Here is a 13771-nt window from a genome sequence, read left to right as displayed (position 1 = left end):
TGCTAAAATCACATCTTAAAGCAAATTCCTCTAAGATCTCCTCCGTGCTTGTGCCTTCCATAACAGTTAAATCAAAGAGCTTTTTTTGGCAATTAGCGTATGAAAGAGTAGAAAACATAACAATGACTATTAAATTATTGAATAAAAATTTTATGATCAATCCTTTTTAAGATGAAAATAAAGGCGACTATCTTCTTTTTTGGATAAAACAAAAGCTTGTTTTTGAGAAAATTCTAAGACTTTTGCTTTATTTATGGCTCAAGATACTCTAATAGGATTTTCTCTTATCAATTTTAATAAAATTTGATAAAGATTTTGTCCTAAATTTTTCGTATTATATCTAAATTCTATTTGATGCCATTGCTTGTTAATTTTTGCTTTATTATTAAAAATGCCTTGCAAGTAATCATCACTTTTGGATAAAAAATGCTTGTTATTTGCTTACTATTTGCTTGTTATTAAGGCTTTGTCTTAACTGTCTGCAAAATCTTATAAAGTTGTCCTAGCCATTCAGCCCACAAGCCTTACAAGCTACTTTGCCACTTGCAAAGTGGCTTAGATCTTGCAAGTTGGCTTATCTTGATTTAATCTGCAAGTCTTGCAAACTACCGCACCTCTTACAAGCTGGCTTTTAGCAAGTAAGCTTGCAAACCTTGCAAGCTAGTTCGTCTTAATCCGAGTCCGCAAACCTTGCAAACCACCTTGTCGCCATTACTACTTAACAAATTTAAATTCAAAGCTTTTTAAAAAAAGTATCAAAACCTTTAAAAAACAAAATCATATGTAAATTTAACTTTAAACTAGCTTAAAAAGACTTGTTTTAACTTAAAAAATGTGAATTTTGTTTTAAAAAGCTTGAATTTTTTGTTTTGAATTCGGATTTTTGTTTTTGCTTTTTGCTTTTTACTTTGAATTTTTTGTAAAAGGGTGTGAATTTTTTGTTCAAAATTGGGCTTTATTGTTAAAAAGCTACAAAAACAAGCACAAAGGTAAAAATTCTCTTCAAGCCTTTTTGATGATAATTATACAAAAAAGTTGTGATTTTGGAATGAATTTTAGTTTAAGACAACTGAAACGGATTATTTTTTTAGCAACTTGGCTCAATTAAAATTAAGCAGATTTTATTTTATCATTTTTAGCAAGATTTTATATTGTTGCTGAATTTTCGCATTGTATCTAAATTCTATTTCTTTTAAGTGAGGGATAAAATTTTCTCTTTGAGCCATTAAATTTGGCAAGTCGAAATTTAGCTACTTTAAACTTTGCAAACTTCTGCTTACAGTTGCAAGAGCACGAAGTAAAAAAGCTCACAATTTCGTTTATGTGCTTGTGTTTCTTTGCAAACTCGTTTGCACTATGTTTTATAAAATATTATGCCTTTGCTACTTCTTGAAAAGGCATAATATAGGGTAAAGCATAATGCAAACGAGTTTGCGTACTCGTGAAATTATATTAATGCAATTATGAATTTCTAAGGCTTTGCCAAGCATAGCTTAGCTAAATTTAAAGATGAAATAGAAGTTCTTAATTTATTTAAAAGATATAGAATTTAGATAAATATCAAAATATAAAGGCAAGATTTGTATGAAACCGGACTAAAAATAAATAAGAAATAATCCGCTTAAGTTGGATTGAGCCAAAAAATTTTATCCTTCATTTATAAAGAAACAAAATTAAGACGAAAAATGTAGGACACAATTCTTGTCAAAATTTATTAAAATTGATAAGAGAGAGTTTTATTGAGTTGAATTTAGCAATGGCAAAAATATCTAACAATTCGTAGATACTTCGCATTAAGTTTAATTGATCCTAAATTTATACCTTATTTTTTGGCAAATTCTAAGATCAGGCCTCAAACAAATGCTGTGCCAAGATCTTACAGCCTAGTCCTACAAGCACTAGCCCTCCTACAAACTCAGCCCTTTTGCCAAGCCTCTCACCAAGGCTATTACAGAATAATTGATAGCCTATCTTCAAGCCCAAGGCACAGATGCAAAAGGTTATAAGACCTATTAAAACTATGCTTTGCCACACAGTTATACTATCAAATTCCACAAAGGCAAAGCTAACACCAACGGCTAAGGCATCTATGCTAGTAGCCACGGCAAGTGTGAGCATGGTTTTAAACTCAAATACACCCTCGCTCTTTGCTTCTTTATTAAAGCTTTCTTTAATCATCTTTAAGCCTATAAAACAAAGCAAAACAAAGGCTATATAATGATCTATCTTGCCAAGAAAGGCACTAAAAGTGCCACCTACAAGATATCCCACACTTGGCATTAGAGCCTGAAAGCCACCAAAATAAGCCCCAACAGTAAGATAATGCCTAGCATTAAGCCTTTTTACAGCAAAGCCCTTGCACAAAGACACAGCAAAGGCGTCCATAGATAGTGCTATGGCGAGTAAAACCACGCTTGAAATTCCCATAAGTTCTCCTCTTGCAAGATCAAATACAAGATAGAAGACCTTGTCAGCTTGATCCTTGCTAAAAATATAAAACTAATTTTGTATTATATAACATTTAAACTTTATTTATTATAAAAATAAGATAAAAAATGTTTTTTATAAACTTATTTGGCGATTTATACTTTTAGCTTATATACTTAGAGCTAAAAGTTTGGTAAAATCAATCTTAGTATATATTTTTGTTCTACACTGTTGAGCTAAAATTTTAGCAATGCTTAGAATGTTTTTGTGCTAATCTTTTAGTAAGTAAATCGTCCTTTTTGAAAGCTTTCTTGCCCTTGTGTTAATGCAACTGTGCAGCAAGGTTTTAAGATCAAAAAAGTGCAAAAAATCAGCAAAACTAAGTTTCTTTACAAAACAAGCAAAGTTTATTTAGAAAATGAATGCTTAGCTTGAAGTTGATGAGAGCTATTTTTTACTTCGTTACACTCGCAACTGTAAGCAGAGGGGGGCAAGGCGAGTGCGTGGCTTGGCTAAAAAGCTAAATTTTTGCCTTTTAAGTGTGGGCGTGGGGTTTGCACGAAAACATCTATGTTTTTACTTCGTGCTAGGCACTTGTCTTTTTGCAAGAAGGCATACTAAAACGCAACGGATATATTTATACACAAGTGCTTAAACATTGCTTGGCAAAAGAGTTGCTATCCATAATAAAGGATTTTGCGGAACTTAACGAGTGTGAAATTTACAGCGATAATCTCAAATCCTACAACGACTTGCAAATTTTTTACTTCGTTTTGTCTTGTAACTGCGTAGTAAAAGCAACAAAAGCTTGCTGTAGAATAAAGTATGTCAAATTTGAATTTGTAAAGGCGCGAAAATATATCAACGACATAAAGAATTTTTTGCTTCGTACTCTTGCAACTGTAAATAAAAAGTGGCTATGCAAAGGCTAACTTAGCTAAATTTCACAGCAAGGAAATTTTTCACGCACTTCAAAGAAGTTAAATTTAGATCTAAAATCAAGAATGAAAAATTGCATAAAGCTTTGTTAAAATGACTTAGAAAAAATCCTAGCTCATTTTAGCTCAAAGTAACAATTGCCATTTTAAGAGCTTGTCTTTTAAGGGATATTTAAGTGCTATAATAGTATAATCAAACTTTGCTTTAAGCTCAAAGAATTTTAAAGACAAAATCTAAGCTTACAACCAAGCTAAATTTAGCTTTCTTAGTTTTAGCAAGGCTTTGCAAAACAATAAGAGCTTAGTATTTTGGCCCATTCGTCTAGCGGTTAGGACATCGCCCTTTCACGGCGGTAACACGAGTTCGAGTCTCGTATGGGTCACCAGATTGTTTTGTTTTTCCTTTGTGAGAGCCTAGAAATAGGCTCTTTTTTATCTCTAACTAGTCTTAAATTCACACAACACTTTTTAAAATCCAAATTTAATCAACCTTTTATTTATCAAAAGAGCTAGAATTTATGCTTTAATGCGCTAAACTTGGTATAAATTCACCCATTTCATTAAACTGCGAAATTTAAAAATGCTTAATTTTGAAGGATTTAAATCTTCTTAGTTATTAAATTTAAGGCAAAATTTCAAGGAATAGCTTTTTTGTTAAGTTTCTTTGCCAAATTAAATTTTTTGTTAAACTTTTTAATTAAAATAAAATTTCTCAGACAAAGCCTAGCTTTTTCATCAAAATGAAGTCTTCTTATAAGGCTTAGATTTTTTAGCAAGGCACAGTTTCTTAATTTAAGCTAGTTTATGAAAAAATGAACTTCATTTAAAAACAAGCTCCTTTTATTTCACAAACAGTTTTTTTCAAAAGTAAATCACAAGCCTTTTTGGCAAAGCTAATAGGTTTTAAAGGTTGATTAAATAAAGTCTAAATCAAACTTAAGCTCTAATAAATAAGCTTTAAGTTACGATTTACAAGGTGAGAAACAAGTATATTAATCGTTTCAGAATTTCAGAGGCTAAATTTAAAGAGATTCTTAAATATTTCTGCCTTGATCTTAAAGCCATAAAAATTGCAAAAATTTGTCATATTTCGTAAAAGTCTTTATCTAAGATGTTTAAGTAACTTAGAAACTTAATTGCACAAGAATATGAAAATATTTCAAAAAGGTGAAATAAAAATTGTTGAGAGTTATTTTTTGCTTCATTTCATCTTGCAACTGCGTAGTAGAAGGAGCTAAAATAGTAAGGTGCAAGCGTGTGCGTGCAAAGCGTGTGCGTGAGGTTGGTAAAAAGACATCTGTGTTTTTACTTCGTGCTACGCACTTGCCACTTTACAAGAAGGTATGCTAAAAGTATATGCTAAAAACGCTAAGCTAGTGTTTATACGCAAGTTGTAAAGAATTGTTCTATATCTTTTGCCTATTTTATCTAGCTTTGCAGACTTAGAATCTAGTATAATTTATAGCGATATTTAGCGATATTTGCAAAGCTTATGATGAACTTGTAGATTTTTTGCAATGCTTCGCTCGTGTCTTTGCAAGAAGGTGCTAAAGCACAAGGCCGTGTTAAGCATTCTAAAAATGAGTTTGCCAACAATCACATAAATGCAACTGTGAATTTTCTTTGCTTCTTGTTCTTGCAACTGCGTAGTAGAAGAGCTTTTACCAAGCATAGCTTAGCTAAATTGATAAGAAATCAAAAAAGAAAATTTCTTGCTTCATCTAAAAGAAATAAAATTTAATATAACACGAAAATTCAAGATCAAGCTTTATATAAAATCTTATTAAAAATGATAAGGCAAAATCAGCTTAAGTTGTCTTGAGTCTAAATTTTAAAAGCAATTTTTAAACCTAGCCTACACAACAAAAGCTAAAATTCAACGAAGCCTTCTTTTTTTCATCCTTGAAAGCAAGATTAGTTTTGAAGCAACTCCTTCAAAAAGATCCTCATCAATGATCTTGCCACAATTTTCAAGCACAATTTTTCTTGCTCTTTCTTCGCTAAATTCTTCCTTGTGCAAATTTGCTGAGCTTGAAAAAAAGGCTCCGTTTTTCCTTAAAAACTCACAGTGCACACAGTCTTTAACCACCCTACAAGCTAGGGAGCTTGAATTTTTATTTAAATTCAAGCCCTTGCTTTTTAAGCTAGCTAAATTTATCTCATTTTTTAAAGCTATTTTATTAAAAGAACTAGGCTTTGATAAAGCATCAAGCCTCGTTTTATTTAAATTTGTGAATTTTTTGCTGTAAATAAAACTTGTCTTTCTCGCCCTTCGCACGAGATTTTTATGCACTTTTGGCACACGCACGAAACATAAAAGCTCGCTAAAATAAGCCATTGTAAGTATGCAAGGGGTATTTAGGTCTCTTTTTTTAGCCTTGTTTATCTCTTTATAATCCTTGCTTAAAAAGCCTGCTGTGGTGTCAGTTTGTGCTAGATAAATCATAGCTATCTTAGCTCTAAGAGGGGATATTTTTGTCTTAATTCTTGCCTACTTAGTCCCCTAAAATCAGCCTCAAAATGCCACCACTCGCTTTTTATTCCCTTAAAGCCAGCCTTTTGCATTATCATTTTTAGAAGCTCTCTGTTTTGACACTTTTCTTTTTCGCTTTCTTTGCATTCAAAATCACTCCTTGCTCTTTGTGAAAAATCATCAAATTCAGTGGGCATCTTTAAAGCCTTGCCGTTTAAATCCGCTAAGCCTAGATCAAGTGCTATGCCCCTGCTGTGATTTGAGCCGTTTTTGTAGGGATTGGCAACAAACCTTTCATCTTTGATGAGCTGCCAGGCTATTTTTTGTACCTCATTTGGACGAAAGCAGTCATAAAGTATGATTTTAAGCTTGTTTTCTTGCAAGATCTGATCAAGCGTATTTATCCTCTCACGCAAATCCTCGTGCAAGTAGCATTCTTTAAGCTTAAAATTTGAGTAAAGATCAAGCCTCATAAAATTATCCTCACTAGCATAAGCAAGAGCGTGTATGAAATTTGACGAGCTAAGCTTAAAAAGCTTTAACTTAGTTAGCTTTTCCTCATTTGCAAGGCAAGAAAGAGCCAAGAGACAAAATAAAAAAACAAGTCTCATTTGGCACAAAGCCATTCTTGCAAGCTTTTTACATCAAGATAGCCTCCATCTTGCATGATCTTTATAGCCCTTGCTCCAACAGTAGCACCTCTTAAATTTGTAAAATATGGAATCTTAAAGCGGGTTATACTGGCTCTAATCCTTTTTGTATCGCTTTTTGAGCTTTTTTCATCGCTTGTATTGATGACAAGTTGAATTTCTTTGTTTTTAAGCTTATCCTCTATGTTAGGACGTCCTTCTGAAATCTTATAAACAAGCTCACATTCTAAACCACTCTCGCAAATAGCCTTACAAGTGCCACTCGTAGCAACTAGCTTAAAGCCAAGCTTTAAATAAGCACTAGCCACAGCCTTTGCGTGAATTTTATCCCTATCTTTTAGCGAGATAAACACAGCCCCGCCCTTTGGCAAGTCGTTAAAGGCTGAAATTTGACTCTTTGCATAGGCTGTTTCAAAGTCCTTTCCTATGCCCATTACCTCTCCTGTTGAACGCATTTCAGGACCTAGTTCTAAATCGCTACCGCTAAGCTTTGCAAAAGGAAAAACCGCCTCCTTAACCGAGCTAAAACTCATCTTTTTAGGCTGTAAAATTCCATCTTTTTCACAAACCATCTTATACTCATCATAAAATTCAAGGGCTTCTTTTAAATTTCCTTGCCACATTACGCGAGTAGCTACCTTTGCGAGTGGCAGGCCTGTTGCCTTGCTGACAAAGGGCACGGTGCGAGAGGCTCTGGGATTTACTTCTATTATGTAAAGCTCATTGTTATAAATGGCAAACTGTATGTTTAAAAGCCCAACAACTCCTAAATTTAGGGCTATATCTTTGGTTTTTTGCTTGACTAAATCTATAAGCTTGGGATCCAAATCACAAGGAGGCAAGGCACAAGCACTATCACCTGAGTGAATTCCAGCCTCTTCAATGTGCTTCATAATGCCACCCACATAGACACTTACCCCATCGCTAATGGCATCTACATCAAGTTCTATGGCATTTTGCAAAAACTGATCGATTAAAACAGGAGCCTTGTCGCTCACATCCACAGCCTCTTGCATATAAAGTCTAAGCTCAGCTTCACTATGCACCACACGCATAGCACGCCCTCCAAGCACATAGCTAGGACGCACCAAAACAGGATAATTTATCTCACTAGCTTTTAAAACGGCTTCCTCCACGCTAGTGGCGCTTGAGTTTTTGGGCTGATTTATGCCGATTTTATTGATAAATTCAGCAAATTTTTTTCTATCCTCTGCTAAATCAATAACCCTCGCGCTTGTGCCTATAATCCTCGCTCCAAAGGCACTTAATTTTTTGGCAAATTTAAGCGGGGTTTGTCCTCCAAAATGAACGATTATGCCATCTAGCTTTTCTTTTTCAATCACAGCTCTTAAATGCTCAAAGTCTATTGGCTCAAAATATAAAATATCGCTTGTGTCATAGTCTGTGGAGACGGTTTCAGGGTTTGAATTATACATTATGGTTTTGATGCCTAAATCTTTGAGTGCAAAACAAGCGTGAACGCAGCAGTAATCAAACTCAATGCCCTGTCCTATGCGATTTGGACCCCCACCTATAATCATTACTTTTTTTTGTGGATTTTTGTTTGAATTTGGCGTAGAATTTATGGAAGTTTTTGAATTATTTGAATTCTTGTCGCTCTTGTCATTTTGAGCTTTCAAAGAAAGCGAAGAAGCTCTTTGTGAATTCAAACATTTACCGTTCTTAGTAGATTCTTCGCTCGTGCTACGCACTCCCTCAGAATGACAAATTTTTTGTGAATTCTCGCCGTGCGAACTTGAATTTTCACTTGAATGTCCCTTCAAATTCAGCAAATTCTCTCCATTTGAATTCTCGCTTAAATTCAAGGCATTTCCACTCAATCCCCCCAAATCCTCAAGCCCCTCATTTTCATTTGTAGTAGAGTAAAGATAGGGCGTAAGTGCCTCAAACTCCCCAGCACAAGTATCTACCTCGTTATAAATAGCCCTTATGCCAAGCTTTTCCCTTGCGTAATAAATGTCATTTTGGCTTAGCTCTAAATTATCCTTGCTGTTAATTAAAAAGGCTAGCATTTTATCTGAAAAGCCCATTGATTTAGCAAGTCTTAATTTATCTTTATCATTTAAAATATCCATATCGATTTGCTTTTCAAACTCCACAATTTCCTTAATCTGCCCCAAAAACCATTTATCAATCTTGCAAAGTGCGTAAAGCTCATCAATCTCAAAGCCCTCTCTAAAGGCTTGTGCGAGATACAAAAGCCGCTTTTCATTAGGATTTCTCACATTGAAAATTAGCTCATTTTTATCGCAAAGCATAAAATCAAAGCCGCAAAGCCCCCTTTCAAGTGAGCATAAAGCCTTTTGAATGCTCTCTTTAAAACTTGTGCCTATCGCCATTACCTCGCCAACGCTTTTCATCGCCGTGCCAAGCGTGGTGTCAGCTGATGGGAATTTCTCAAAAGCAAAGCGAGGAATTTTAGTAACTATGTAATCAATCACAGGCTCAAAGCTAGCGGGAGTTTCTGTAATGTCGTTTTTTATCTCATCAAGTGAAAAGCCCACAGCCAAAAGCGTGGCGACTTTTGCGATAGGATAGCCTGTTGCCTTACTTGCAAGGGCTGAGCTGCGAGAAACTCGAGGATTCATTTCAATGACTATCATCCGGCCGCTTTGTGGGTTTATGGCAAATTGCACATTTGAACCCCCTGTATCAACGCCAATTTCACGCAAAATGGCAAAGGAAGCGTTTCGCATTACTTGATATTCTTTATCTGTCAGTGTCAAAGCAGGTGCAACCGTAATGCTATCTCCCGTATGAACGCCCATAGGATCGACATTTTCAATGCTACACACTATGATGCAGTTGTCGTTTTTATCGCGAATTACCTCCATCTCAAATTCTTTCCATCCAAGCAGGCTTTCTTCGATTAAAATTTCGTGTATGGGGCTTAAAGATAGAGCTTGTGTGGCTAGTTCTTTAAACTCATCCATATTATAAACCACCCCAGAACCAGCCCCTCCAAGCGTATAAGAGGCTCTAATCATCAGCGGAAAGCCTATTTCAGTAGCAGCCCTCTGCGCTTCCTCGTAATCATAAGCGTAGGCAGAGCGAGGCAAATCCATACCGATTTTCTTCATACACTCTTTGAAAACCTGCCTGTCCTCGCCCTTTTTAATGGCTTCGGGATTTGCACCAAGGAATTTGACACTTTTGAATTTTTCTTTAAATTCAGCACTTTCAAAAAGCTCCATTGCTACATTTAGGGCAACCTGTCCGCCCATAGTGGGTAAAATCGCATCAATTTTTTCTTTTTCTATGATACGAAGCAGGCTTTCTTTGGTGATGGGTTCTATGTAGGTAGAGTGGGCAAACTGTGGGTCTGTCATAATGGTCGCAGGGTTTGAGTTGATTAAAACCACCTTGTAGCCAAGCTCTTTGAGGGTTTTTGCAGCCTGAGTGCCGCTGTAATCAAACTCACAAGCTTGTCCTATGACTATGGGTCCGCTTCCTATAAGCAAAATGGTTGAAATATCTGTTCTCTTTGGCATAAAAATCCTTGAATTTTGATTAAAATTATAACGAGTTAAAGTTTATACTGTATAATACGCAATTTTATTTTGAGGGTTTAAAGAGGCTTGAATTTTACAAATAAATTACTTTTTAAATATAATTTAAGTAAAAATTAAGTCAAACAAGGTATCATTTCAAAACTCAAAGCTAGTTTAAGGAGTTGTTATGGCTAAGAAGATGAAGACTATGGATGGAAATGAGGCGGCTGCTTATGCGTCCTATGCCTTTACTGAGGTTGCGGGGATTTATCCTATCACGCCAAGTTCGCCTATGGCAGATTACACAGATATATGGGCTTCTCAGGGCAAGAAGAATCTCTTTGGAGTACCTGTTAAGGTGGTAGAAATGCAAAGTGAGGCAGGTGCAGCTGGGACAGTTCACGGCTCCTTGCAAGCTGGTGCCTTAACCACTACCTACACAGCCTCTCAAGGACTCTTGCTTAAAATTCCAAATATGTACAAAATAGCCGGACAGCTTCTTCCTTGCGTGATCCATGTAGCAGCCAGATCCATAGCCTCACAGGCCTTATCTATCTTTGGAGATCATCAAGATATTTACGCAGCAAGACAAACAGGCTTTGCCATACTTTGTTCTCACTCAGTGCAAGAGGTTATGGATCTAGCAGGACTTGCTCATTTGGCTGCTATTAAGGGGCGAGTGCCTTTTTTACACTTTTTTGACGGCTTTCGCACAAGCCACGAAATTCAAAAGATAGAATTAATGGACTATGCGGATTTTGATAGACTTCTTGATAAAGAAGCAGTTAGGGAGTTTAAAGATAACTGTTTGACCCCTGAAAATCCTAAAACTCGCGGCACAGCACAAAATGATGACATTTATTTTCAAACAAGAGAGCTTACAAACCGCTTTTACGATGCCTTGCCTGAGATAGTTGATGAGTATATGCAAGAAATTTCTAAGATCACAGGTAGGGAGTATAAGCCCTTTGTGTATTATGGGGATAAAGAAGCTGATAGAATCATCATAGCTATGGGTTCTGTAACGCAAAATTTAGAACAAGTTGTGGATCATCTTCGTGCTAATGGCGAAAAGGTAGGCATTTTAAAGGTATATTTATACAGACCCTTTAGCCTAAAATATTTTTTCAATGTAATGCCAAAAACGGTTAAAAAAATAGCCGTCCTTGATAGGACAAAAGAACCAGGCTCCTTAGGGGAGCCCTTATACCTTGATGTGTGCGTAGCCTTTTATGGTAAGGAAAATGCGCCTTTGATCATTGGGGGTCGTTATGGGCTTTCAAGCAAGGATGTGGATCCTTCTCAGATGTTTGCTGTTTTTGAGGAGCTTAAAAAGGACGAGCCTAAAAATGGCTTTACTGTTGGCATAGTAGATGATGTAACCAACACTTCTTTGGAGCTCAAACAAAAGATCTCACTAGCTAGTGAAAGCACCACTGAGTGTCTTTTTTACGGACTTGGTGCTGATGGGACTGTGGGGGCTAATAAAAACTCAATTAAGATCATAGGAGATAGCACAGATCTATATGCCCAAGCTTATTTTGCCTATGATAGCAAGAAAAGCGGTGGCTATACAAGAAGTCATTTGCGTTTTTCTAAAAATCCCATTCGCTCAACCTATCTTGTCTCAACTCCGCATTTTATAGCTTGTAGCGTTGCTGCTTATCTTGAAATTTATGACATCTTAGAGGGCATTAGAGAGGATGGCACCTTCTTGCTAAATAGCATTTGGAGTGCTGAGGAAACCATTAGACACCTTCCTGATAGCGTTAAAAAGACCTTGGCTCAAAAGAGGGTGAATTTTTACATAATAAATGCCACAAAACTAGCAAGGGACATAGGGCTAGGAAACCGCACAAATACCATTATGCAATCGGCATTTTTTAAACTCACAGAGATCATTCCCTTTGAAGATGCTAAGAAATTTATGAAAGAATTAGCCCACAAAACCTATGTCAAAAAGGGCGAGGGTATAGTTGAGATGAATTACAAGGCTATTGATATAGGAGGGGAGGGTTTGATTAGAGTAGAAGTTGATCCTCTTTGGAAAGATCTAGTTCTTGGAGAAAAAGAAGAAGTTCATGCCTACAAGGGCACTGAATTTGTGGAAAAAATAGCAAGACCCATGGAAAAGGCTAAGGGCAATGATCTTCCTGTTTCTGCCTTTGTGGGTTATGAGGATGGGCATTTTGAAAGTGGGACAACAGAGTTTGAAAAAAGAGGGGTTGGGGTTATGGTACCTCGCTGGATACAAGAAAATTGTATTCAGTGTAATCAATGTGCCTCTGTTTGTCCTCACGCTGTAATTAGACCCTTTTTCATAGATGATGAGGAGTTAGAAAAAGCTCCTGTGGGGGTTAAGGAGCATAATTTGGATGCAAAGGGCACAAAGGAGCATAAGCTTAAATATAAAATTCAAGTATCCCCTCTTGATTGCACGGGTTGTGAGCTTTGTGCAAGGGAGTGTCCTTCAAAGGAAAAGTCCTTGGTGATGGTGCCCTTGGATGAGGAGATAGAAAGTGGGGAGCAAGAAAATGCGGATTATTTGTTTAAGAAGGTTCGTTATAAAGATGACATTATGGCAAAGGAAAACACCAAAGGAGCACAGTTTGCCCAGCCTCTTTTTGAATTTCACGGAGCCTGTCCTGGATGTGGCGAAACCCCTTATATAACTCTAATCACAAGGCTTTTTGGAGAAAGGATGATCATAGCAAATGCCACAGGTTGTAGCTCAATTTATGGAGGCTCAGCTCCTTCAACTCCTTACAGAAAAAGCGTTCAAAGCGGACATGGACCTGCTTGGGGAAATTCACTCTTTGAGGATAATGCTGAATTTGGCTTTGGTATGAAGATAGCCACTGAAACCATTAGAAACCGCATAGAAAATATAATGAATGAAAATATGAACGAGGTTTCAAATGCCCTATCTGCTACCTTTAAGGAATGGATAGCTCAAAAGGAAAATGCTACTGCCTCTGTTGATCTTAGAAATAAAATGATCCCCTTGCTTCAAAGCGATAAAAGCAAGGCAGCAAAGGAAATTTTAGAGCTTAAACAGTATCTAAGCAAGAAATCACACTGGATATTCGGTGGAGATGGCTGGGCTTATGATATAGGTTATGGAGGCTTAGATCATGTCCTAGCAAGCGGGGAAAATGTCAATATACTTGTGCTAGATACTGAGGTTTACTCAAACACAGGAGGACAAAGCTCAAAGTCCTCAAGAACAGGAGCAGTAGCGCAGTTTGCCGCTGCTGGAAAGCCTGTGCAAAAAAAGGATCTAGGGCAAATAGCAATGACCTATGGCTACATCTTCGTAGCACAGGTCAACTCAAATTCAAACTACAACCACCTAATAAAGGCTATCATAGCCGCTGAGGCTTATGATGGACCGTCCCTAGTCATAGCTTATAGCCCTTGCATAGCACACGGCATAAAGGGAGGGCTTGGACATTCAGGAGATCAGGGTGATTTAGCTACAAAATGTGGATATTGGCCACTTTATACCTTTGATCCTCGTTTGCAAGATGAGGGTAAAAATCCTCTTGTTTTGGTGGGTAAAGAGCCTGACTGGTCGCTTTATGAAGCCTTTTTAATGAACGAGGTTCGTTATAATTCCCTAAAAAAGAGTAATCCCCAAGAAGCAAATGAGCTTTTTTCTAAAAACAAGGCTGATGCCCAAAGACGATACCGCCAACTCAAAAGGCTTGCTAATTCTGATTTTAGCGATGAAAAGGGCTTTAATCACAGAGAAGATTAAATTTTAGCCCT

General features: G+C 36.6%; 5 protein-coding genes, 1 tRNA gene and 4 pseudogenes. 4 read left to right on the top strand and 6 right to left on the bottom strand.

Annotated elements, in window-relative coordinates:
* Positions 1-258: 258 nt before the first annotated feature.
* Positions 259-351, bottom strand: a pseudogene (locus DMC01_RS14790) (IS1595 family transposase); the annotation flags it as partial.
* 1494 nt (positions 352-1845) lie between these two features.
* A complete protein-coding gene (locus tag DMC01_RS03570; protein WP_142692909.1) occupies positions 1846-2427 on the bottom strand; it encodes a manganese efflux pump MntP in 582 nt (193 codons plus the stop codon).
* A gap of 602 nt (positions 2428-3029) precedes the next feature.
* On the opposite strand from DMC01_RS03570, the gene DMC01_RS03565 reads away from it, so the two are divergent.
* From DMC01_RS03565 to DMC01_RS16430, 3 genes and pseudogenes are all read left to right on the top strand, one after another.
* The gene (locus DMC01_RS03565; RefSeq protein ID WP_142692908.1) at positions 3030-3359 is read left to right on the top strand and encodes a hypothetical protein; all 330 of its coding nucleotides are present in this window, start codon (positions 3030-3032) and stop codon (positions 3357-3359) included.
* 317 nt (positions 3360-3676) lie between these two features.
* Positions 3677-3751, top strand: a tRNA-Glu gene (locus DMC01_RS03560).
* Positions 3752-4332: 581 nt separating this feature from the next.
* Positions 4333-5187, top strand: a pseudogene (locus tag DMC01_RS16430) (IS1595 family transposase).
* Between the two features lie 54 nt (positions 5188-5241).
* Here DMC01_RS16430 and DMC01_RS16425 read toward each other — a convergent pair.
* The 4 genes and pseudogenes from DMC01_RS16425 to carB all read right to left on the bottom strand — a co-directional run.
* Positions 5242-5463: pseudogene (locus tag DMC01_RS16425) on the bottom strand (Sua5 YciO YrdC YwlC family protein); the annotation flags it as partial.
* Positions 5464-5610: 147 nt separating this feature from the next.
* Positions 5611-5811, bottom strand: a pseudogene (locus DMC01_RS14785) (Sua5 YciO YrdC YwlC family protein); the annotation flags it as partial.
* 2 nt (positions 5812-5813) lie between these two features.
* On the bottom strand, positions 5814-6449 hold the full coding sequence (locus DMC01_RS03545) for a M15 family metallopeptidase (protein WP_185908664.1): 636 nt from the start codon (positions 6447-6449) through the stop codon (positions 5814-5816).
* Entirely contained in the window at positions 6446-10000 is a 3555-nt protein-coding gene (gene carB / locus DMC01_RS03540) for a carbamoyl-phosphate synthase large subunit (protein ID WP_142692904.1), read from the bottom strand. Before carB ends, DMC01_RS03545 begins: the two co-directional genes overlap by 4 nt.
* 187 nt (positions 10001-10187) lie before the next feature.
* Here carB and nifJ point away from each other — a divergent pair, with 187 nt between their 5' ends.
* On the top strand, positions 10188-13760 hold the full coding sequence (gene nifJ / locus DMC01_RS03535) for a pyruvate:ferredoxin (flavodoxin) oxidoreductase (protein ID WP_142692903.1): 3573 nt from the start codon (positions 10188-10190) through the stop codon (positions 13758-13760).
* Positions 13761-13771: the final 11 nt, after the last annotated feature.

The sequence above is a fragment of the Campylobacter troglodytis genome (genome assembly GCF_006864425.1).
In the GTDB taxonomy this organism is placed as follows: Bacteria; Campylobacterota; Campylobacteria; order Campylobacterales; family Campylobacteraceae; genus Campylobacter_D; species Campylobacter_D troglodytis.
The sequence above is the reverse complement of the archived record's forward strand: the minus strand, read 5'-3'. Positions and strand labels throughout refer to the sequence as shown.

Coding starts and splice junctions, on each gene's coding strand:
- DMC01_RS03570 (WP_142692909.1), bottom strand. CDS start 2,427: ATGGGAATTTCAAGCGTGGTTTTACTCGCCATAGCACTATCTATGGAC.
- DMC01_RS03545 (WP_185908664.1), bottom strand. CDS start 6,449: ATGAGACTTGTTTTTTTATTTTGTCTCTTGGCTCTTTCTTGCCTTGCA.
- carB (WP_142692904.1), bottom strand. CDS start 10,000: ATGCCAAAGAGAACAGATATTTCAACCATTTTGCTTATAGGAAGCGGA.
- nifJ (WP_142692903.1), top strand. CDS start 10,188: ATGGCTAAGAAGATGAAGACTATGGATGGAAATGAGGCGGCTGCTTAT.